The 20,770-nt window shown below is 32.9% G+C and carries 23 protein-coding genes; 18 read left to right on the forward strand and 5 right to left on the reverse strand.

From position 1 onward, the window contains the following. The first annotated feature begins 4 nt into the window (after window positions 1-4). From IF125_RS06805 to IF125_RS06870, 14 genes are all read left to right on the forward strand, one after another. Window positions 5-577 (forward strand): TetR/AcrR family transcriptional regulator, encoded by a 573-nt coding sequence (locus IF125_RS06805; protein ID WP_171622477.1) that lies wholly within the window; start codon window positions 5-7, stop codon window positions 575-577. A gap of 1 nt (window position 578) precedes the next feature. Further along, window positions 579-1,661 carry a 1,2-phenylacetyl-CoA epoxidase subunit PaaE gene (gene paaE / locus IF125_RS06810; protein ID WP_225541958.1) on the forward strand — a complete coding sequence of 361 codons (1,083 nt, stop codon included), beginning with the start codon at window positions 579-581 and terminating at the stop codon, window positions 1,659-1,661. 22 nt (window positions 1,662-1,683) lie between these two features. Continuing rightward, on the forward strand, window positions 1,684-2,649 hold the full coding sequence (gene paaA / locus IF125_RS06815; RefSeq protein ID WP_171622479.1) for a 1,2-phenylacetyl-CoA epoxidase subunit PaaA: 966 nt from the start codon (window positions 1,684-1,686) through the stop codon (window positions 2,647-2,649). 4 nt (window positions 2,650-2,653) lie between these two features. Further along, window positions 2,654-2,941 carry a 1,2-phenylacetyl-CoA epoxidase subunit PaaB gene (gene paaB, locus IF125_RS06820; RefSeq protein WP_171622480.1) on the forward strand — a complete coding sequence of 96 codons (288 nt, stop codon included), beginning with the start codon at window positions 2,654-2,656 and terminating at the stop codon, window positions 2,939-2,941. A 3-nt stretch (window positions 2,942-2,944) separates the two neighbouring features. Then, a complete protein-coding gene (paaC, locus tag IF125_RS06825) occupies window positions 2,945-3,721 on the forward strand; it encodes a 1,2-phenylacetyl-CoA epoxidase subunit PaaC (RefSeq protein ID WP_188320060.1) in 777 nt (258 codons plus the stop codon). Then, on the forward strand, window positions 3,715-4,203 hold the full coding sequence (paaD, locus tag IF125_RS06830) for a 1,2-phenylacetyl-CoA epoxidase subunit PaaD (protein ID WP_171622482.1): 489 nt from the start codon (window positions 3,715-3,717) through the stop codon (window positions 4,201-4,203). Before paaC ends, paaD begins: the two co-directional genes overlap by 7 nt. A gap of 6 nt (window positions 4,204-4,209) precedes the next feature. Beyond that, window positions 4,210-4,995, forward strand: coding sequence for an enoyl-CoA hydratase-related protein (locus IF125_RS06835; RefSeq protein WP_225541959.1), 786 nt, complete (start codon window positions 4,210-4,212; stop codon window positions 4,993-4,995). A gap of 3 nt (window positions 4,996-4,998) precedes the next feature. Next, on the forward strand, window positions 4,999-6,156 hold the full coding sequence (locus IF125_RS06840) for a 3-hydroxyacyl-CoA dehydrogenase NAD-binding domain-containing protein (protein ID WP_225541960.1): 1,158 nt from the start codon (window positions 4,999-5,001) through the stop codon (window positions 6,154-6,156). A gap of 29 nt (window positions 6,157-6,185) precedes the next feature. Next, on the forward strand, window positions 6,186-6,602 hold the full coding sequence (paaI, locus tag IF125_RS06845) for a hydroxyphenylacetyl-CoA thioesterase PaaI (protein WP_225541961.1): 417 nt from the start codon (window positions 6,186-6,188) through the stop codon (window positions 6,600-6,602). A 66-nt stretch (window positions 6,603-6,668) separates the two neighbouring features. Then, window positions 6,669-7,874: a 3-oxoadipyl-CoA thiolase gene (pcaF, locus tag IF125_RS06850; RefSeq protein WP_225539900.1), complete on the forward strand. Its 1,206-nt coding sequence runs from the start codon at window positions 6,669-6,671 to the stop codon at window positions 7,872-7,874. Window positions 7,875-8,030: 156 nt separating this feature from the next. Then, window positions 8,031-8,624, forward strand: coding sequence for an acyltransferase (locus tag IF125_RS06855; protein WP_171622487.1), 594 nt, complete (start codon window positions 8,031-8,033; stop codon window positions 8,622-8,624). Between the two features lie 113 nt (window positions 8,625-8,737). After that, the gene (gene paaZ, locus IF125_RS06860; RefSeq protein WP_225541962.1) at window positions 8,738-10,789 is read left to right on the forward strand and encodes a phenylacetic acid degradation bifunctional protein PaaZ; all 2,052 of its coding nucleotides are present in this window, start codon (window positions 8,738-8,740) and stop codon (window positions 10,787-10,789) included. Between the two features lie 70 nt (window positions 10,790-10,859). Next, window positions 10,860-11,615, forward strand: a complete 756-nt coding sequence (locus tag IF125_RS06865; protein WP_171622489.1) for an enoyl-CoA hydratase/isomerase family protein — start codon at window positions 10,860-10,862, stop codon at window positions 11,613-11,615. Between the two features lie 115 nt (window positions 11,616-11,730). Then, window positions 11,731-12,165 (forward strand): FKBP-type peptidyl-prolyl cis-trans isomerase, encoded by a 435-nt coding sequence (locus tag IF125_RS06870; RefSeq protein WP_171622490.1) that lies wholly within the window; start codon window positions 11,731-11,733, stop codon window positions 12,163-12,165. A 37-nt stretch (window positions 12,166-12,202) separates the two neighbouring features. Here IF125_RS06870 and IF125_RS06875 read toward each other — a convergent pair whose 3' ends face one another. The 5 genes from IF125_RS06875 to glsA form a co-directional block, all read right to left on the reverse strand. Further along, on the reverse strand, window positions 12,203-13,849 hold the full coding sequence (locus tag IF125_RS06875) for a B12-binding domain-containing radical SAM protein (RefSeq protein WP_225541963.1): 1,647 nt from the start codon (window positions 13,847-13,849) through the stop codon (window positions 12,203-12,205). 49 nt (window positions 13,850-13,898) lie between these two features. Continuing rightward, window positions 13,899-14,606: a peptidylprolyl isomerase gene (locus IF125_RS06880; RefSeq protein WP_225541964.1), complete on the reverse strand. Its 708-nt coding sequence runs from the start codon at window positions 14,604-14,606 to the stop codon at window positions 13,899-13,901. A gap of 52 nt (window positions 14,607-14,658) precedes the next feature. Next, a complete protein-coding gene (locus IF125_RS06885) occupies window positions 14,659-15,618 on the reverse strand; it encodes a YeiH family protein (protein WP_225541965.1) in 960 nt (319 codons plus the stop codon). A gap of 73 nt (window positions 15,619-15,691) precedes the next feature. Continuing rightward, entirely contained in the window at window positions 15,692-16,585 is an 894-nt protein-coding gene (locus IF125_RS06890; protein ID WP_225541966.1) for a LysR family transcriptional regulator, read from the reverse strand. Between the two features lie 6 nt (window positions 16,586-16,591). Next, window positions 16,592-17,620 (reverse strand): glutaminase A, encoded by a 1,029-nt coding sequence (glsA, locus tag IF125_RS06895; RefSeq protein ID WP_225541967.1) that lies wholly within the window; start codon window positions 17,618-17,620, stop codon window positions 16,592-16,594. Window positions 17,621-17,714: 94 nt separating this feature from the next. Here glsA and IF125_RS06900 point away from each other — a divergent pair, with 94 nt between their 5' ends. From IF125_RS06900 to IF125_RS06915, 4 genes are all read left to right on the forward strand, one after another. Beyond that, window positions 17,715-18,731, forward strand: coding sequence for a YCF48-related protein (locus tag IF125_RS06900; protein ID WP_225541968.1), 1,017 nt, complete (start codon window positions 17,715-17,717; stop codon window positions 18,729-18,731). A gap of 369 nt (window positions 18,732-19,100) precedes the next feature. After that, window positions 19,101-19,556: a hypothetical protein gene (locus tag IF125_RS06905; RefSeq protein WP_225541969.1), complete on the forward strand. Its 456-nt coding sequence runs from the start codon at window positions 19,101-19,103 to the stop codon at window positions 19,554-19,556. Between the two features lie 59 nt (window positions 19,557-19,615). Next, window positions 19,616-20,080, forward strand: coding sequence for a DUF1801 domain-containing protein (locus IF125_RS06910; RefSeq protein ID WP_225541970.1), 465 nt, complete (start codon window positions 19,616-19,618; stop codon window positions 20,078-20,080). Window positions 20,081-20,083: 3 nt separating this feature from the next. After that, complete coding sequence (locus IF125_RS06915; protein WP_225541971.1) at window positions 20,084-20,740, forward strand: DUF2461 domain-containing protein; 657 nt, start codon at window positions 20,084-20,086, stop codon at window positions 20,738-20,740. The last annotated feature ends 30 nt before the right edge of the window (window positions 20,741-20,770 follow it).

A 20,770-nucleotide genomic window follows, 5' to 3' on the forward strand; every position in this document is an offset into this window, starting at 1 on the left:
CTATATGCCTAAGCAAAGTAAAAAAGAACTGATTATTAAAGAAGCTGCTTTAATCTTTAAACAAAAAGGTTATTCAGCAACGTCGATGAGAGAATTGGCTGAAAAAGTTGGAATGGAAGCCGCGAGTTTGTATAATCATATTCGCTCGAAAGATGAAATCTTAGAAGAAATTTGTTTTAAAGTGGCCAATCAATATGTTTCGCACATTAGCTCGATTGAAGATACTGAAGAATCAAATGTTCAGAAATTAAGAGATTTAATTCAACTTCACGTTCGAATGATTATTGACGAGCCAAACGAAGTATCTGTAGCAAATAACGATTGGAAAAATTTATCCGATACCAAAAAAGAATTGTATAAAACAATTAGAAAAGGGTATGAAAAACGGATTGCTAATTTAATCAAAGCAGGTATCGCATCTGGCGAATTCAAAAATCTTAATGTATCGGTTGCTTTATTTACTTTATTATCATCTCTTCGTTGGATAGAGTTGTGGTACAAACCAGGGCGAGATATAACACCTGATCAATTAGAAAACGATTTGATGACATTATTAATTAACGGATTTCAAAAATAATATGGCAGTAAATTTTCATAAACTACGCGTTAAAAATGTTAAAAAGGAAACACCAGATTGTGTATCCGTTACATTTGATGTGCCTGAAGAATTGAATCAAGAATTCAAATTTAAACATGGACAATATTTAACGTTTAAAAATATTCAAAATAACGAAGAAATTAGACGTTCTTACTCGATCTGTTCTTGCCCAATGGACGAAGAATTGAGAGTAGCTGTAAAGAAAATAGAAGACGGGGTTTTCTCAACATTTATCAACGAACAAGTTAAAGTTGGTGATGTTCTTGATGTAATGACTCCACAAGGAAATTTCTTTACAGAAGTACACGAAGATAACAAAAAATTATATGTAGGAATTGTAGCAGGATCAGGAATAACACCAGTTCTTTCTATCATCAAAACAGTTCTTAGAGCAGAACCAAATAGCGAATTTGTGCTATTATACGGGAATAGAAATAAAGGTTCAATTATCTTTAAAGAAGAAATTGAAGCACTTAAAAATAAATACATGCAACGCTTTAGCGTTTACAATATTTTGAGTCGCGAAACAGCTGATGCTGAAATTTTGAGTGGAAGAATTGATAAAGCTAAGATTGAGTATTTCTTACAACATATCATCAAACCAGAAGATGTAAGCGAAGTGTTCCTTTGTGGTCCTGAAGAAATGATTTTAAGCGGACGCGATGCTTTTGTAGAAGCAGGTGTAGATGCAAAACATTTGCATTTCGAGTTATTCTACAGTGCAACAGCTGAAGCGAAAAAGGTTGAACGTCAAAAAGCAGTCAAAAAGTCGGATGACACGATGAGTAAAGTGACCATCAAATTAGATGCAACAGCCTTACAAATTGACTTAGGTTACAACGGCGATACAATCTTAGATGCGGCTTTACAAAATGGTGCAGATTTACCTTACGCTTGTAAAGGTGGTGTTTGTGCAACTTGTAAGTGTAAAGTAGAGAAAGGTGAAGTAGAAATGGACATCAACTACTCACTTGAACCAGATGAATTAGAAAGAGGTTTTGTATTAGCGTGTCAAGCGCATCCTCGTTCTGCCGAAGTCGTGGTAGATTTTGATGCCAAATAATCAACTTTAAAAACTTTTTAAAATGAGTGCAAAAGAAATTGATTTTCAAGAAATCTTTGATCAAAAGATTGAAAATGAAGTTCGTATCGAACCAAAAGATTGGATGCCAGAAGCATACCGCAAAACATTAATTAGACAAATTTCTCAACATGCTCACTCAGAAATTGTTGGAATGTTACCAGAAGCAAATTGGATTACAAGAGCTCCTTCGTTAAATAGAAAGAAAATTTTATTAGCGAAAGTACAAGACGAAGCGGGCCATGGTCTATACTTATACTGTGCAGCAGAAACATTAGGAATATCTCGTATCCAAACTTTAAATGACTTACATTCTGGTAAAGCAAAATATTCTTCAATCTTCAATTACCCAACACTTACTTGGGCTGATATCGGAATGATTGGATGGTTGGTTGATGGAGCAGCGATTTTAAATCAAGTTCCATTGTGTAGAACTTCTTACGGACCTTATGCACGTGCAATGGTTCGTGTTTGTAAAGAAGAATCTTTTCACCAAAGACAAGGTTACGAAGCGTTAGTTGTGTTATCACGTGGTTCGGAAGAACAAAAAGCGATGATGCAAGATGCAATGAATCGTTGGTGGTGGCCTACATTAATGATGTTTGGTCCAAAAGACGAAGAATCATCTAACTCAGAATTATCAATGAAATGGAGAATTAAACGTTTTTCGAATGATGAATTACGTCAACGTTTCGTAGATGTTTCTGTTCCTCAAGCCGAATATTTAGGTTTAACAATTCCAGATCCAGATCTTAAATTTAATGAAGAAACAGGTCATTACGAATTCGGAGAAATTGATTGGGAAGAATTCTGGAATGTCGTTAAAGGAAACGGAAAATGTAACAAACAACGTTTAGACGCACGTCGTAATGCACACAACGAAGGAGCTTGGGTTCGTGATGCAGCAACAGCTTACCACGAAAAAAGAAAACAAAGAGAATTAGAAAAAGAACAACGCAAAAACGCATAAAAAGATGGAAAATAGAGATTGGCCTTTATGGGAAGTATTTATTAGAAGTAAACAAGGATTAGATCACAAACATGTAGGAAGTTTGCACGCAGCAGATGCTACAATGGCATTACAAAATGCGCGAGATGTGTATACGCGTCGTTTAGAAGGTGTTAGTATTTGGGTTGTAGAATCAGTGAATATCCATGCATCAAACCCAGATGAATCTGAGCAATTCTTTGATCCTGCGGAAGACAAAGTATATCGTCATCCAACTTTTTATGAAGTACCAGAAGAAATTAAAAACATGTAATTTATGACAAGTACAGTTTATCAAAACAACCAAAATTACATCGATTTTATTTTGCATTTAGCAGATACAAATCTGATTTTGGCACAACGTTTATGCGAATGGTGTGGTCATGGACCAGTTTTAGAGCAAGATATCGCTATGTCGAATATGGCTTTAGACTTATTGGGACAAACCTCTAACTATTACAATTATGCAGCCGAAATGATCGGTAATGGTACAACAGAAGATACTTTAGCAATGTTACGCGAAGAACGCGAATACAAAAATTTATTGTTAGTAGAGCAACCAAACGGACATTTCGGTGATACAGTTGCACGTCAGTTTTTTTACGATTCATACCATGCATTATTGTTAGAGCAATTCTTAAAAGTAAAAGATCTTAAATTACAATCAATCGCTGAAAAATCATTAAAAGAAGTGAAATATCACTTAAAATGGTCTGCAGAATGGATGATTCGTTTAGGAGACGGAACAGAAGAATCTCACAATAAAATTCAACAAGCAGTTTATGATATTTTACCTTATGTAGGTGAAGCATTTATTTTAGCTCCTTATCAAAAAGCATTAATCGAAGAAGGTTTGATTGATAATCCAATCGATTTTAAAGCAACTTGGTTAGCCAATGTAAAAGCTGTTTTGGATGAAGCAACAATAGAAGCTGATGTCGAAAATACGTTTGCACAAAAAGGAGGTAAAGAAGGAGTTCATTCAGAACATTTAGGTTTTATCTTAACTGACTTACAATACATGCAAAGAACATATCCTAATTTACAATGGTAACAGAAAAAGAAATTTGGCAATGGTTGGAGGAAGTTCCTGATCCTGAAATTCCAGTGATTAGTGTACTTGATTTAGGAGTAGTACGTAAGGTGGAAATTACAGCAGATGAAAAAGTCAATGTAACCATCACACCAACATACTCTGGTTGTCCTGCAATGAGTGCGATTTCTATTTCTATTCGACTAAAATTAGTAGAAAAAGGATTAAAAAATATCAATGTCATCAATCAGTTGAGCCCATCGTGGACAACTGATTGGATGACTGAAGAAGGAAAACAAAAAATGAAAGCGTACGGAATTGCGCCTCCAACAAAAAATCCTTCGAGCGATGCGCTCTTTTCAGACGAACAAAATATCGAATGTCCACAATGTGGCTCGCACGATACGCGTCTTATCAGTCAATTTGGTTCAACGGCCTGCAAAGCTATGTATCAATGCAATAGTTGCCACGAACCGTTTGACTATTTCAAATGTCATCACTAAAAAATTATGGAAAATTCAACATCAATCCTATACACACAAGAGGGAGGAATTGCTACGATCACGTTGAATCGTCCTTCTGTTTTTAACAGTTTTAATCACGAAATGATTAAAGCCTTACAACATCATTTAGATGTTGCAGCTCAAGATGCCTCAGTTCGTGCAGTTGTATTAACTGCTACTGGAAAAGCGTTTTGCGCTGGCCAAGATTTAGGTGAAGTTTTAGATGAAAAAGAAATCGACTTCAACAAAATCGTCAACGAAAATTACAATCCATTGGTTCTTAAAATTAGAAACATGGACAAACCAGTTGTTGCTGCTGTAAATGGTGTTGCTGCCGGAGCGGGAGCAAATTTAGCTTTAGCTTGTGACATAGTGGTAGCTAAAGAATCTGCTAACTTCATACAGGCATTTTCTAAAATTGGTTTGATTCCTGATTGTGGAGGAACTTATTTTTTACCTCGTTTAATTGGTTTTCAAAGAGCAGCAGCATTAATGTTATTAGCTGATAAAGTTTCGGCTGAACAAGCAAAAGAAATCGGAATGATTTACGATTATTTTGCAGACGATACATTTGATGCAGAAGTAGCCAAAATTGCTCATAAATTAGCTAATTTACCTACAAAAGGATTGGCTTATACAAAGAAATTATTAAACCAATCATTTCAAAATTCAATTGAAGAACAATTAAAACAAGAAGGTCTTTTTCAAGCAAAAGCAGGAAATACAGCTGACTACAAAGAAGGTGTAGATGCATTTTTAGAAAAAAGAAATCCAGTTTTTAAAGGAGAATAAGCCATGAAAAAAATAGGAATTATTGGTGGTGGAGCAATGGGGTCTGGTATTGCGCAAGTTTTTGCACAATCAGGTCATCCCGTTGTTTTATATGACACAAACCAAGACGCATTAGATCGTTCAAAACAAAACTTAGCAAAAACGTTTGAAAAGTTAGTCGCTAAAGAAAAATATACCGCTGAAAAAGCACAAGAAATTCAAGCTAATATTGAATATGCTGCAAACTTAGATGCATTTTCATCTGCAGACTTAATCATTGAAGCAATTATTGAAAATTTAGATATCAAGAAATCGGTTTTCAAACAAGTAGAAGAAATTGTTTCTAAAGACTGTATTTTAGCTTCAAATACTTCATCATTATCCATTGCATCTATTGCATCGGCATGTTCTAAACCTGAACGTGTGATTGGGATCCATTTTTTCAATCCAGCACCATTAATGGCTTTGGTAGAAATTATTCCAGCTGTGCAAACACGCGAATGTTTGGCAGAAGAAATTAAAACGTTAATTCAATCTGTAAATAAATTACCTGTTATCACAAAAGATACACCTGGATTTATTGTCAATCGAGTAGCTCGTCCATTTTATAGCGAAGCAATTCGTTTATTAGAAGAAGGTGTTGCTGATGCAGAAACGATTGATTACGCAATGACATCTGTAGGAGGTTTCCGTATGGGACCTTTCGAATTAATGGATTTCATCGGTCATGATGTAAATTACCGTGTTACAGAATCGGTTTTCGAATCATTCTTTTACGATCCTCGTTTTAAACCATCTTTTTCTCAAAAAAGATTATTCGAAGCAGGATTTTACGGTCGTAAGTCAGGACGTGGATTTTACAATTATGCCGAAGGCATCGAAAAGAAAGCACCAGTTCAAGATCAAGCTTTATTAGAAAAAATCTTTAAGCGTGTTTTAGTTATGTTGATTAACGAAGCAGCAGATGCTTTATTCTTAAACATTGCAAATCGTGAGGATTTAGATACAGCGATGACGAAAGGGGTTAATTATCCAAAAGGTTTATTGAAATGGGCAGATGAATATGGTATCAAAAATGTACAAAACGATTTAGATGAATTGTACAATTATTACCATGAAGATCGTTACCGTTTGAGCCCTATTATCCGTAATATGGTGAAAGAAAACAAAACATTCTACTAAAAAATATCACAATACGAACACACAAAAAAATGGAACCACAAAAGTTATTAAATAGAATGCTTGACCAGGATAAATTTAGCGAATGGTTAGGTCTTGAAGTGATTGAAGTAAAAGAAGGCTATGCAAAATTGCAAGCGAAAATTCGTCCTGAAATGATGAATGGAGTTGGCTCTGTTCATGGAGGAATTACATTTGCAATGGCAGATTCTGCTTTTGCTTTTTCTTGTAATATGTACAATAATATATCTGTTGCATTAGACGTTCATATTTCTTTTACAAAAGCTGGGCATGATGGAGATGTATTTACAATTGAATCACAAGAAGTTTCTTCAACTAAAAGAACAGGTATTTACGATATTAAAGTAACAAATCAAAATAACGAGTTAATTGCTTTATTTAAAGGAACTTGCTTTAGAACAGGTAAACCTTTAATTGAAGTAGCTTAACGTTAAACGGTCAACGCTGAACGACTTTCGTAAAGCATAAACCGTTAACCTTTAAACGAAATAAAAATGAACCAAACATATATTATAGATGGAGTTAGAACTCCAATTGGTAAATTAAAAGGTGGATTATCTGCTGTTCGTCCAGACGATATGGGCGCATTGGTAATCGCAGAATTATTAAAAAGAAATCCTTCTATTGATCCTGCCGCATTTTATGATGTAATCTTAGGTAATGCAAATCAAGCAGGTGAGGATAATCGTAATATTGCACGTATGTCAGCTTTATTATCTGGATTACCTTATACGGTTCCGGGTGAAACAGTCAATCGTTTATGTGCATCAGGTTTATCTGCTGCAATTGCTGCTTCAAGAGCAATTCAAGTTGGTGATGCTCAATTAATGATTTCTGGTGGAGTTGAGTCTATGACACGTGCTCCTTTAGTGGTTTCAAAATCAGCTTCTCCATTTGGTGGTGATGCAAAAATTTATGACTCTACTTTTGGATGGCGTTTTATCAACCCTAAAATGAAAGAGATGTGGGGTGTTGATGGAATGGGTAATACAGCTGAAAACTTAGCGGAACGTGATAATATTTCGCGTGAAGATCAAGATAAATTCGCGGTTTGGTCACAACAAAAAACAGCTGCTGCTCAAGCAAATGGTCGTTTAGCAAAAGAGATTGTTCCTGTTGTTATTCCTCAACGTAAGGGTGATGCGATTATTTTTGATACAGATGAATTCCCGAAAAATAACACAACAATGGAGATTTTATCTAAGTTACGCCCTGCATTTAAAGCGGATGGTACTGTAACTGCTGGTAATGCTTCTGGATTGAATGATGGTGCTGCGGCCAATATTTTAGCTTCTGAACAAGCGATTAAAGATTTTGGATTAACGCCAATGGCTCGCATTGTAAGTTCAGGTGTTGCAGGTGTTGAACCTCGTATCATGGGAATTGGACCAGTTAATGCATCTAAAATTGCGTTAGAAAAAGCTGGATTAACGATAAATGATATTGATGTAATCGAATTAAATGAAGCATTTGCAGCTCAATCTTTAGCATGTACGCGTGCATTAGGTTTAGCTGATAATGATTCTCGTATCAATCCAAATGGTGGTGCTATTGCTTTAGGTCATCCACTTGGAATGTCAGGTTCTCGTATCTTAAATTCGGCAGCGTATGAATTACAAGCGACAGGAAAACGTTATGCATTGGTTACAATGTGTATCGGTTTAGGACAAGGATATGCAGCAATTATAGAAAGAGCGTAAAAATAGATGTTAGTATTGAGAAGTTAGATTTTCAGAATCATTTGTCATGTTGAACTTGTTCAAGATCCCATTCATTTTGATATGATTCTGAAATAAATTCAGGATGTCTTTAATAATTTCTAATAGCTCAATACTAATATCTCAAATCTAATAAATATGATTTACGAATTTAAAGGATACAAACCGGTCGTTCATCCAACAGCATTTATTCATCCGCAAGCTGTAGTTACGGGAAATGTAATTATAGGTAAAGATGTTTACATTGGGCCAGGTTGTGCGTTACGAGGTGATTGGGGACAAATTATTATTGAAGATAATTGCAATGTGCAAGAAAATTGTACCATTCATATGTTTCCAGGAACAACGGTTCGTTTAAAAGAAAAAGCACATATTGGTCATGGCGCAATAATTCATGGCGCTACAATTGGAAAAAATTGTATGGTCGGAATGAACGCTGTGGTCATGGATAATGTAATAGTAGAGGATGAATGTATTGTAGGCGCTTTAGCATTTGTAAAAGCAGATACGCATATTCCGACCCGAAGTGTGGTTGTTGGTAATCCTGCTAAAATCGTAAAACAGGTTTCTGATCAAATGATTGAGTGGAAGGATCAAGGTACACAACAATATATGCAATTACCAAGTGATTGTCATGAAAGTTTAAAACCTTGTGAACCTTTGACCGAAGCACCAGATTATTATTTTGATTCAATGGCTTCGAATTATAAAACATGGAACGAAAGTAAGTAAAAAGTATTATGTAAAATGTCATACTGAACTTGATTCAGAATCTCATCTTACTTTATCTAATTACTAAAATCTAATATCTCAATACTAATAAAATACACAAACAACATAAAAAAATGGCTAATCAATTAGAAAATTATGCTTTAGGACAATGGACAAAAGGTTCGTCTGAAGGGCAAATGTTATATAATGCGATTACGGGTGACGAAATCGCTACTGCATCATCAGCTGGATTAGATTTCGGTGCGATGATGGATTATGCACGTACGGTTGGAGGTCCAACTTTACGTAAAATGACTTTTCAAGAAAGAGGGTTAATGCTAAAAAAATTAGCATTATACTTAATGGAAAGAAAAGAAGAATTCTACACTGTTTCTTGGGCAACTGGAGCAACACGTGCAGATTCTTGGGTTGATATCGAAGGAGGTATTGGAAATTTATTTGCAAATGCATCTTTACGACGTCAATTTGGTGATCAACCTTTTTATGTAGAAGGAGAAACACACAAAATCTCTAAAAACGGGACATTCTTAGGAACACATATTTTAACACCAAAACGTGGTGTTGCAATTCATATTAATGCATTTAACTTTCCAGTTTGGGGAATGTTAGAAAAAATTGCGGTTAACTTTTTAGCGGGTGTGCCTGCAATCGTTAAACCTGCAACAATTACATCATTCTTAACAGAAACTGTAGTTCGCGCTATTATTGAATCTGGAATTTTACCAGAAGGGGCGCTACAATTAATTAGTGGTTCTGCAAATGGAATCTTAGATTACGTTGAATCTGAAGATGTTGTTACATTTACTGGTTCTGCATCTACAGGACAAATGTTAAAAGCACATGAAAGAATTACTTCAGAAGGTGTGCCATTTAACTTAGAAGCAGACTCACTTAACGCATGTGTATTAGGTGAAGATGTACAACCTGGTTCGGCAGAATTTGATATTTTTATTAAAGAGGTTACACGTGAAATGACTACAAAAGCTGGTCAGAAGTGTACAGCAGTTCGTCGTGCATTGGTTCCTGCTTATTTAGTTGAAGAAGTTCAAATTGCTTTAGGACAACGATTAGCAACAACAACGATTGGGGATCCAAATGTAGAAGGTGTTCGCATGGGCGCTTTAGCTGGTGCTGCTCAAGTAAAAGAAGTACGTGAAAAAGTAGAAGAATTAGCTAAATCACAAGAAATTATTTTTGGAAACTTAGATAATTTTGAAGTAAAAGGAGCGGATAAAAACAAAGGTTCATTCATTTCTCCAATTTTATTCTTCAACAACGATCCATTCAATAAAACTGATGTTCACAACATCGAAGCATTCGGACCGGTTTCTACAATTATACCTTACAACGGAACTGCAGAAGCAGTTGAGTTAGTTCGTATGGGGAAAGGTTCGTTAGTGTGTTCTATTGTAACAGCAGATAATGATGTCGCAACTGAATTTGTTTTAAATGCAAGTTCTTTACATGGTCGTATCGTAATTTTAGATGCTGAATGTATCAAAGAATCAACTGGTCACGGTTCTCCACTTCCATTATTAGTACACGGAGGTCCAGGTCGTGCAGGTGGAGGAGAAGAAATGGGTGGAAAACGTGGTGTATTCCATTATATGCAACGTACAGCACTCCAAGGTTCTCCAAACAAATTAACAGCTGTAACTCAACAATATCAATATGGTGCAGATTATATCGAAGAAGATAAACATCCATTTGCTAAACATTTTGAAGAAATTAAAGTAGGTGATACGTTAATTACATCAAAACATACAGTTCAGCAATCAGATATCAATGCCTTTGCAGCTTTATCAGGAGATAATTTCTATGCTCACGTTGATGCAACTTCTTTAGAAGGGACAGTTTTTGAACAAAATGTTGCGCACGGTTATTATTTATTGTCGAAAGCGGCAGGTTTATTCGTATTAGCCAAAAAAGGACCAGTTTTATTAAACTATGGTGTAGACGAGTGTCGTTTTGTGAAACCTGTTTATCCAGGAACAACTATTGGCGTTCGTTTTACATGTAAAGAGAAAATAGAACAAGAGAAAAAAGACGAAAACGATATTGCAAAAGGAATCGTTCGTTGGTTAGTGGATATCTACGACCAAACAGGTGAAACTGTTGGTATCGCAACTATCTTAACAATGGTTAAAAAATTAAATCAAGACTAAAATTAATTCGTTAATGAGATAATTTGGTAAATTAGCTAATTGTCTCATTAACATATTATCACATTATATAATGGAAGCTTACGTAAAATCAGATATACAAAACGGAATTGGTACAATCGAATTTTTTCACCCACAAAGTAATTCGATGCCAGGTACTCAGTTAAGAAATTTAGCTGCTGAAATTGAAAAATTAGGAAACGATGAAGCAGTGAAAGTTATAGTTTTAAAAAGTGCTGGTGACCGTACATTTTGTGCTGGAGCATCATTTGATGAATTAATTTCAATTAAAGATCGTGAAACAGGTTTAGAGTTTTTCTCTGGATTTGCACATGTGATTAATGCAATTCGTCAAGCACCAAAATTTGTTTTAGCACGTATTCAAGGAAAAGCTGTTGGAGGAGGAGTTGGTATTGCTTCAGCTGCTGATTACACGTTTGCAACAGATTTTGCTGCCGTTAAATTATCTGAATTAGCGGTAGGGATTGGACCTTTCGTAGTAGGACCAGCTGTAGAACGTAAAGTAGGTACTTCTGCTTTTACGCAAATGGCAATTAATGCAACAGAATTTCAGTCTGCGGAATGGGCAAAAGAAAAAGGTTTATACGCAGAAGTCTATGCAAATGCAGAAGAAATGGACGAAGGAATCCAAATTTTAGCCAAAAAATTAGCCAATTCTAATCCAGAAGCGATGAAACACTTAAAACGTGTTTCTTGGGAAGGAACAGAAAATTGGAACGAATTATTAATCGAAAGAGCAAAAATTTCGGGTGAATTAGTTTTATCAGAATTTACAATCAACGCAATTAATCAATTTAAATCAAAATAAAACCTTACTTTAATTATATTTCATCTGAGTTTTACAATTCTAAAAATTATATTTTTATTTGTTTAGATGTATTATTTCGATAATATATTTAAAATATTCCTTTTAACTTTGTGGTATGGGAGTAGCAGAATTATTATTAAAACGTAAACAAGAATTAATCGAAAAGAACAAAACTGAAGGTTTGGCTTTTCGAGAAGAATATAAATTAAAAGAAGGTGTTACTGAAACCGAAAGTGGATTATTATACGAAGTAATCACGTTGGGAGAAGGTGTAAAACCAACTTTGTCTGATACCGTTTTATGTCATTATCATGGAACAAATATCAACGGAGAAGTTTTTGACAGTTCGGTACAACGCAAAAAACCTGCAGCTTTTCCTTTGGAAAATGTGATTAAAGGTTGGGCAGAAGGTGTGCAATTAATGCCTGTTGGTAGTAAGTTTAGGTTTGTTGTAAAACCAGAATTAGGCTATAAAGACCGTGAAATATCAAAAGAATTAGGCCCTTTTTCTACGATGATTTTCGAAGTAGAGTTAATGGGAATTTTATAAACTAAAAAAGATGTCTTTACAGACATCTTTTTTAGTTTTATTCAAAAACTTCGCAGTGAATGATATTATGCGAGGTTCCTATAAATTCGATCAACCAATTTTCTTGAGTTTGTTCAATTTGATTATTTTCTTTCCAATTTGGGTAATGAAATGAAATCGGAATCGAAACAAATTTACTTTTTGGATGCGAAGCAATTTCGCTCAAATCGTCTTCAATTTTTTGTTCCATTTCAAACAAATCTTTTGGTTTTGATTTATGGAAACTGTAGTAATCAATCGCAATTAATTCTAAGATCATCTTATCGTTTGAAAATGTTTTAGCAAAATCATAGATCGTTTGATAGACATCATTCAACGTATGTTTGTGAAATAGATGATGTTGCTCAAAATACTGACCTAATCCCAATAAAAAGTCGAAAATAGAATATTTTTGAGCGATATATTTTAAGGTTTCTGGCGTTCTCGGTTTGTTCCAATAAATTTCTAAAGCATTTTCTAAACCCGTAATATTCGCTAAATCTTGCTCACTTAAAAAATCACTTTTTACAATTTGATAGGGCGGAAGTGGATCAAATTGGTAACCATATTTCTCATATTTTTGACGGACTGGTGTACCTTTTAAAAACTTCAAAAAACCTAATTGCAGTTCTGGTGGGTAAAGTTTGAATGTTTCTTCGAAACTAAATTTCAAATCATCAATATACTCTAAAGGTAAACCAACAATCAAATCTAAATGCATCTCAATTCGATCTTTCAATTGATTGATAACATTCGATGTTTTTTCAAAGTTCTGCTTACGCGAAACTTCTCGGTTACTTTGTTGATTAACAGTTTGAATACCGATTTCAAAACGGAAAAGATTTTTTGGCACTTTTTCGTTGATGAATTTAATAATATCTGGATGAACAATATCGGCTGTGATCTCGAACTGAAAAACATTTCCTTCTCGATAATTATCCAAAATAAATTGAAATAATTCGATCGTAAAATCACGTTTTATATTAAATGTTCTGTCCAAAAACTTAATCGTTTTTCCATGCTTCATGAGATACAACAAATTCTCTTTGATGGTTTCCATTGGCAAATAGCGCATTTTATTGTCTAAACTGGCTAAACAAAACTCGCATTTATATGGACATCCACGAGAAGTTTCGATGTAACAAACCTTCTTTTCCAAATCCGCAGGATGATCGTATTGATAAGGATTTCGACCCTCTAATCGATTAATATCAAACTGAATGTTTTGTGCATTAAAAACAACTTCGTTTTCTTTTTTATAAACTAAATTTGGAACATTATCAATTGTTGGATAGTTCAAAACAAATTCTTCAAAAGGTATTTCACCTTCACCTACAATAATATAATCGATATAATTATTTGCAATTACATCATCATATTCGTAACTAACTTCAGGACCGCCAAGTAAAATTTTGGTTTCAGGTGAAACTTGCTTAATACGTTTACAAACTTCTAATGTCTGCGTGATATTCCAGATGTAACAACTAAAACAAACAATATTATATTTAGCGCATTTTTCAGCAACATCATCAAAGTCGGATTTTATCGTAAATTCTTTCCAATAAATATTGCCACGATGATGGTTCAAATCGTAAAGAATACGAATCGCTAAATTGAGATGAATGTATTTTGCGTTTAAAGTCGTTAATAAAATTGATGGTTGCATAAAATTGTATTGTCGTGCAAAAATAAACAATTATTAATGTCTTGGATAATTAAAAACCGATTGCTGTACCACCCAAAGAAATACTTGTTTTGTTGTATTTAGATGGTGTTTTTTTCTTCTTTACTTTAATTGAAAATATAACTGGTTTTAATGGCAATTCGTTTTGAGTTTCGACTTCACTTATTTTTATTGCGTTATCCAATCCCTTTGTAATTTCACCAAAAACTGTGTAATCATGATCCAAACGTGGTAAACCACCATTCTTCAGATATTCAGCACGTTGTTCAGCTGTATATTTAATTCCTTTTTTATTTTCTAAATCATCCAATTCCTTTGCTGTAATTATCTTTCCAACTACAAAATAGAGTTGATTATAGTACGATCCTTTTTCTTTATTGTCATCTCGACCAGCGCCTAATGCACCCATTTTATGAAAAGCTTTTGGATTAAATTCAGGAGCTAAACGAATTGGCTTTTGCTCAGGATTTTCAGCTTCTCTTGCTAAAATAAGATCGTCTAATTCTCCACCTTGTATCACAAAATCGTTCACAACTCGGTTAAATTGAGCATTAGTATATGTTCCTTTGTTTATTTCACTTAAAATTAAATCCCTGTGTTTTGGCGTAAAATCGTACAGCATCACATCAAATTTTCCGTAATTCGTTTTGAATTTTAAGATATATGTTTGTGCAGAAACAAAACTCGAAAATGATAATCCAATTCCGAGTGCAATATTTTTTAGATGTTGATGATTCATTGTAATTAATTCTTGATCTAAAGATAAGTAGAAATTAAGAACTGAAATGATTTTAACCTAAATTCATAATCATTAACAAACTACCTACACCAATAATTACCCATAGTATAATGGCAATTAATAAAGGTTTGAAGCCGATGTTTTTCATCATTTTAAATGATAAACTTGTTCCGATTAAGAATAATGTTAACGTTAATGCAGCTTTAGATAATGTAATAATTAAAGGACTAAATTGGTGTACAAAAGGAACATAGGTATTCACGCAAATGGCGATTAAAAACAATCCTATAAACCACGGAATATTGATTTTTGAGGTCGTATTTTTAAAGAATAATAGTGTTAAGAATGATAATGGAATTATCCAAAGTGCACGTGCTAATTTTACTGTTGTAGCGACTTGCAATGCTTCTTCTCCGTATTTGCTCGCTGCTCCAACGACCGAACTTGTATCGTGAATGGCGATTGCGCACCATAAACCGAATTCGTGTTGAGATAAATTGAATAAATGTCCAAGTGGAGGAAAAATCAACAATGCAATAGAATTTAAAGTGAAAACAACAGCTAATGCTACAGAAATTTGGTTAGGGTTTGCTTTGGTAATTGGAGCAATTGCGGCGATTGCACTTCCACCACAAATGGCTGTTCCTGCAGAGATTAAGTAGCCTGTAGCTTTTTCAATTTTAAAAAGTTTAGTGAACAATAATCCTAAAAGCATCAATGTAGAAATACTTACAATTGTAAATATAATTCCTTCTTTTCCTGCTTTTATAGCCGAAAAAATATTCATTCCAAAACCAAGACCGACTACTGCCACTTTCAATAAAGTACTTGAAACTTTTCGAGATTGAATTTCATAAGGATTACCAAAAATTTGAGCTATAACAAATCCTAAAACCAATGCAATAGGTGAATTTATAAAAGGCATTAAACATAAAAAAGCACAAAGTAAAAATATACTTTTTTGAATGGTAAAGTGTTGGAAGAAGCCATTTTCTGAATTTATAATTTTCATGATTTGAATAATTTTATAGTACAAATTTCTTGTACTTATTATTCAAAAAGAAATGACAAAAAGTAATCTATAATTACTTTAAGTTATAACGATTACAAAAATCAATAAATAAATTAACCAATTTTGATTGTTCTCCTTCAGGAATAATAAAACTAAAATCTCTTTCTATAAGCAGATTTCGAACATCAATAACAGTTAACGTATTGTTTTTCAGTTCTTGTATAATCGATTGAATTGATAAAAAAGCCAATGCATCAGAATGTAACAAATAAGATTTAATACTTTCTGTGCTTCCCAATTGTATTTCTGTATTTAGCTCGTTTAATTTGATGTTTTTCGCTTTCAAAGCTAAATCAATTGTCTCTAAAGTTCCAGAACCAGGTTCGCGAAAAATCAACGGAATATTCTTTAAATCATCAATTTTTATACTAATTTTTGATGAAATGGGATGATTTTGGCGCGAAACTAATACAATTTCATCTTTAATAAATGGAAAATAATGAAATGTTCGGTTCTTGATTTTAGCTTCAATTAAACCAACATCAATTTTATGATTGGATAATAATTCTTCAATTTTTTCAGAATTTTGAATAACCAAACTTAGCTGAATTTCAGGAAATCTTTTGCGAAATTCAGCTAAAATAGGAGGTAAAACATATTGTGCAATTGTCGTACTCGCGCCCAAACGTAATGTCCCTTTTTGTTTCTCTTGTAATTGACCAATTTCAAATTCCATATTCTGATACACAGAGAAAATTTCTTCTGTATATTTTAAAAGAATCTCGCCAGCTTTGGTCAATTTTATTTTTGTTCCATTTCGTTCAAACAACTTAATGTTTAAGTTTAATTCAATTCCTTTAATATGTTTTGTAACAGCTGGTTGTGTAATATTTAATTCATTTGCTGCTTTCGTAAAATTCAAACGCTTAGCAACTGTGTTAAAAACTTTTAATCTAAAATCGAACATAAGAAATTATTGAAATAAACTTAAATTATATTGTTTCACTAAATCTAAAATCATGTGATAACCTGCAGCAGAATTTCCGTGTTTGTCTAATGCTGGACTGAAAACGCCAATTCCTATTTTATTTGGTACAGAAACTGTAATTCCTCCACCAACACCCGATTTACTTGGTAAACCAACAGTTCGTGCATATTCACCACTAAATTCATACATACCGGCAGTTAACATTTGCGATTGAATTAATTGTGAAATCTGAGCGTTTTTGTAAGTAGTATCACCATCAAAACGTGTGCATTGATGTGCAAAGAAATAACCAATTTTAGCTAAATCTTCAGTTGTTATTTCAATAGAACATTGCTTGAAATAATTGTTTAATTTTTCTTCATCACCTTCAATCAATCCATTGTTTTTCATCAAATAAAACATTCCACGGTTTCGATGTCCTGTTTCTTTTTCAGAATTGTAAACTGATTTACTATAATCTATCGAATTATTTTTAGTGATATAACGAACCATTTTAAGAATTTTTTGAAAAGGAATTTCTCCTTCACCATCAATCATAGAAGTGGTTAAAATTGCACCTGCATTCATCATTGGATTTAATGGTTTTCCAGTTGTTTCGAGATTCGCAAAATGATTAAAAGGCATATTTGTTCCATAATATCCCATTTTAGAAAATACATTTTCTTCTCCTTTTTCAGAAACTGCAATCATTAAAGCAATGATTTTAGAAATACTTTGAATGGTAAATTTTTGATTAACATCGCCAACATTGATCACTTTTCCATTTTCATCAATCACAGAAAAGGCAATTATATCTGCTTTCATTTTTCCAAGTTCAGGAATATAATCAGCAACTTTTCCTTCTTTATAATTTGCTCTATTTTTTTCGAGAATCGTTGTTAATGCATTTTCAGTGATTTGTAAACTTTTTCCTGTATTTATTGTTGTTTTTTGCCCAAAAACCTGTTGATTAATTGGATTAAAACACGTTAAGGTCAGACTTAAAAGTAGTGTTGAAAATGTATATCGTTTCATTTATATTTTACTAAAACACAAACTTAAAAAATATTTGGTTGATTCGTTTAGTTAAAATAGCTTTATATAAATGTTTAATCAAAAATTATAATACATGAAATATATTCTCCTATTGCTTTCGAGCCTTTCTTTTGCACAAACGTATCAAATCATTAATGAAGAAAATTTAGACGTAAGTTACAGAGGTTTAGCTTTTCAGGATGCTAAAACATTTGTAGTCTCGGGTTCTAAAAATACCATTGGAAAAACAATTGACGGAGGAAAAACGTTTACTTGGATCAACCCGAAAGTTGTAGAGAATAGAGATTTCAGGGATATTGAAGTTTTAAGTAAAGGTAATTATTTGGCTTTAGGAATCGATTCTCCTGCTTATATTTTACAAACGAAAGATGGTGGTCATACGTGGAATAAAGTTTATGAAAATAATGAAAAAGGAATTTTTTTAGATGCCATTTATGTGGATAAAAATTCTAAAAAGATTACTGTTTTGGGCGATCCTATGTCTCCAGATAAACCATTTGTCTTAACTTCTACGATGACAAATCCTACAAAATGGGAGGTTGCTAAATCGCTTCACGGTCAATCTTTAAGATTGAAAAATCCAAAAGAAGCTTTTTTTGCATCGAGTGGAAGTAATTTGTATGTTGATACAAAACAAACGTTAATAGTTACGGGTGGAGAATTGTCTAATTTGTATTATTACACACCAAAAGGTGGACAAATGTATGCGTTGGAAAAAACTAAAAGTACGACTTCTGGAATAAATGGAATGGCTTATGACGCAGCGAATAATGTGGGTTATTTGGTAGGAGGTGATTTTATGAAACCAGAAGATTCAAGCTATAATTTTTATAAATTTAAAATGATAAATGGGAAAATTTCTTTTCAAGATTCATGGAAATATCCTATTGGATATAAATCTGGTGTAACAATAATTTCTAAAGATAAAGTTTTAGTTTGTGGCTATTCTGGAGTTGACTACTCTACCGATGGAGGACATAATTGGGTAAATATTACTAAAGATAGTTACAATACGTGTACTGTTTCACCGGACAAAAAATATGTAATTTTAGTTGGAAATAAAGGAAAAATAGCTAAAGTTACGTTGTGAAAAATTTAAGATCGAAATAAAATATGAGTTTCTATTGATATATTTTCATATTTATTCTAATTTTTTGATAGAAAAGTAAATTATTGAAATCAGAATTTAATAATAGTTAAATGTTTTTTCTATGATATAGAAAATTAAATACTTTTTTTGATTAAATTAGTTAGTCTAAATTTTAAGGATATGAACTTAACTACAAAAGCATCTATTCAAATTCAAAAACTACCACATAAAGTTTTCGATGCGATTATAAATCCTTTTAAAATGAATAACTATTTTATCGCTTTTTCAACCAGAAAAATTGTGCATTACAGGTAGTAATTGTAGAAAAACCTGTCGAAACAGTTTTGGATTAACAAATACATAATTATTATGAAAAAAGTATCATTTACCGAAGTCATTTATGCACAACCAAAACATGTGCACAAAATCATGTTAGCGCCAGATTCGTATAGAATTTGGACAAAACCTTTTAGCGAAAATTCAGATTATAAAGGTGACTGGTCCGAAGGTTCGAATGTATATTTTACCTATAAAACTGAAAAAGGTACAGCTGCAATGATCGCTAAAATAGAAGAAAATAAATTAGGAGAATCAATCAAAATGCGGCATATCGGAATGTTAAAAGAAAATGGACAAGAGGTTTTTGATGGTTCTGAAATTGATTCTTGGAAAAATAATGAAGAATCTTATAAGTTCGAAAATGTAGAAGGACACACGCGTTTAATCTGTTCCGTTGATGTAGAAGAAACAATTTTTTCTGAAATACAAATGAGGGAAATATGGTTGAGAGCGTTGCGAAAATTGAAAGAAATTTGTGAAGATTAAACTTTCTAATTAATTTATAACAAGAGTTTTAATGAAATAGTACAATTAATACCGAAATAATGCAATACGAAGTCTCGACATTAGATGAATATTTTGAAAGTATTCCTCCAGAAAGCAAAGAAGCTGTAAAAAAAATATATGAAACCTTGAAAATGAATTTACCTAACGGGTTTGAAGAACAAATAAGTTATGGTCATATAGGGTTTGTTGTGCCTCATTCGATGTATCCAAATGGCTATCATTGCGATCCAACATCTCCTTTACCTTTTATTGGATTAGCTTCACAAAAGAATTTTATTGCGTTGTATCATATGGGAATTTATTCGGATGAAAAGTTATTAAATTGGTTTATAGAAGAATATCCAAAACATGCAAAAAGAAAATTGGATATGGGAAAAAGTTGTATTCGATTCAAAAAAACAGATGATATTCCGTATGATTTAATTGGCAAATTAGCATCTAAAATTACGCCAGATCAATGGATAGCAACTTATGAAAAAAATCTTCTAACTCGAAATAAATAATACATGTCAAACATCACTAATTTTTTAAAACAATTAGAAAAAAACAATAATCGTGATTGGTTTAATACACATAAAAATGAATTTGATACCGCAAAAGCTGAAGCTGATTTAATCTTCAATGCGATTTACCAAGAATTAAGCAAAAAGGAAGAATTAGAACCACTGAAAATTTATAGAATTTATAGAGATGTTCGTTTTTCGAATGATAAAACGCCATATAAAATACATTTTTCAGCACAATCGGGTCGTAAAAAACCACACAATAGAGGTGGATATTATTTTCATATTCAACCGAATCATAATTTTATTGGAGTAGGATTTTGGGGACCAGAACGAGATGATTTGCTTCGAATCAGAAAAGATATTGAAGTTTCTGATGAATTGGAAAAGATTTTACAATCTAAAACACTTATCAAAGAATTTGGTGAAATGCAAGGAGAGGAAGTGAAGTCTGCACCAAAAGGCTTTTCGAAAGATCATGAACGAATTGCTTTACTCCGTAAAAAACAATATTTTTTCATTAAAAATTTTACAGATGAAGAAGTATTAGCAGAAGATTTTCCGAAAAAAGTTGCAAAATCAATACAAGTTTTACAACCTTTTCTAAATTATATGACCGAGGTTTTAACTACTGACGAAAATGGTCAACCTTTATTTTAAATAAATAATCACAAAAAAATATAAATTATT

Origin of the sequence: Empedobacter stercoris, from assembly GCF_020281205.1 — a bacterium.
Taxonomy (GTDB): Bacteria; Bacteroidota; Bacteroidia; order Flavobacteriales; family Weeksellaceae; genus Empedobacter; species Empedobacter stercoris.

What these genes read in the sequence shown, in the direction of transcription:
- IF125_RS06870 (WP_171622490.1), top strand. Translation starts at nt 11,731, where the DNA reads ATGGGAGTAGCAGAATTATTATTAAAACGTAAACAAGAATTAATCGAA.
- IF125_RS06835 (WP_225541959.1), top strand. Translation starts at nt 4,210, where the DNA reads ATGGAAAATTCAACATCAATCCTATACACACAAGAGGGAGGAATTGCT.
- IF125_RS06910 (WP_225541970.1), top strand. Translation starts at nt 19,616, where the DNA reads ATGCAATACGAAGTCTCGACATTAGATGAATATTTTGAAAGTATTCCT.
- paaB (WP_171622480.1), top strand. Translation starts at nt 2,654, where the DNA reads ATGGAAAATAGAGATTGGCCTTTATGGGAAGTATTTATTAGAAGTAAA.
- paaA (WP_171622479.1), top strand. Translation starts at nt 1,684, where the DNA reads ATGAGTGCAAAAGAAATTGATTTTCAAGAAATCTTTGATCAAAAGATT.
- paaE (WP_225541958.1), top strand. Translation starts at nt 579, where the DNA reads ATGGCAGTAAATTTTCATAAACTACGCGTTAAAAATGTTAAAAAGGAA.
- pcaF (WP_225539900.1), top strand. Translation starts at nt 6,669, where the DNA reads ATGAACCAAACATATATTATAGATGGAGTTAGAACTCCAATTGGTAAA.
- paaC (WP_188320060.1), top strand. Translation starts at nt 2,945, where the DNA reads ATGACAAGTACAGTTTATCAAAACAACCAAAATTACATCGATTTTATT.
- paaD (WP_171622482.1), top strand. Translation starts at nt 3,715, where the DNA reads ATGGTAACAGAAAAAGAAATTTGGCAATGGTTGGAGGAAGTTCCTGAT.
- IF125_RS06805 (WP_171622477.1), top strand. Translation starts at nt 5, where the DNA reads ATGCCTAAGCAAAGTAAAAAAGAACTGATTATTAAAGAAGCTGCTTTA.
- IF125_RS06905 (WP_225541969.1), top strand. Translation starts at nt 19,101, where the DNA reads ATGAAAAAAGTATCATTTACCGAAGTCATTTATGCACAACCAAAACAT.
- paaI (WP_225541961.1), top strand. Translation starts at nt 6,186, where the DNA reads ATGGAACCACAAAAGTTATTAAATAGAATGCTTGACCAGGATAAATTT.
- glsA (WP_225541967.1), bottom strand. Translation starts at nt 17,620, where the DNA reads ATGAAACGATATACATTTTCAACACTACTTTTAAGTCTGACCTTAACG.
- IF125_RS06900 (WP_225541968.1), top strand. Translation starts at nt 17,715, where the DNA reads ATGAAATATATTCTCCTATTGCTTTCGAGCCTTTCTTTTGCACAAACG.
- IF125_RS06890 (WP_225541966.1), bottom strand. Translation starts at nt 16,585, where the DNA reads ATGTTCGATTTTAGATTAAAAGTTTTTAACACAGTTGCTAAGCGTTTG.
- IF125_RS06880 (WP_225541964.1), bottom strand. Translation starts at nt 14,606, where the DNA reads ATGAATCATCAACATCTAAAAAATATTGCACTCGGAATTGGATTATCA.
- IF125_RS06885 (WP_225541965.1), bottom strand. Translation starts at nt 15,618, where the DNA reads ATGAAAATTATAAATTCAGAAAATGGCTTCTTCCAACACTTTACCATT.
- IF125_RS06865 (WP_171622489.1), top strand. Translation starts at nt 10,860, where the DNA reads ATGGAAGCTTACGTAAAATCAGATATACAAAACGGAATTGGTACAATC.
- IF125_RS06875 (WP_225541963.1), bottom strand. Translation starts at nt 13,849, where the DNA reads ATGCAACCATCAATTTTATTAACGACTTTAAACGCAAAATACATTCAT.
- IF125_RS06915 (WP_225541971.1), top strand. Translation starts at nt 20,084, where the DNA reads ATGTCAAACATCACTAATTTTTTAAAACAATTAGAAAAAAACAATAAT.
- IF125_RS06855 (WP_171622487.1), top strand. Translation starts at nt 8,031, where the DNA reads ATGATTTACGAATTTAAAGGATACAAACCGGTCGTTCATCCAACAGCA.
- IF125_RS06840 (WP_225541960.1), top strand. Translation starts at nt 4,999, where the DNA reads ATGAAAAAAATAGGAATTATTGGTGGTGGAGCAATGGGGTCTGGTATT.
- paaZ (WP_225541962.1), top strand. Translation starts at nt 8,738, where the DNA reads ATGGCTAATCAATTAGAAAATTATGCTTTAGGACAATGGACAAAAGGT.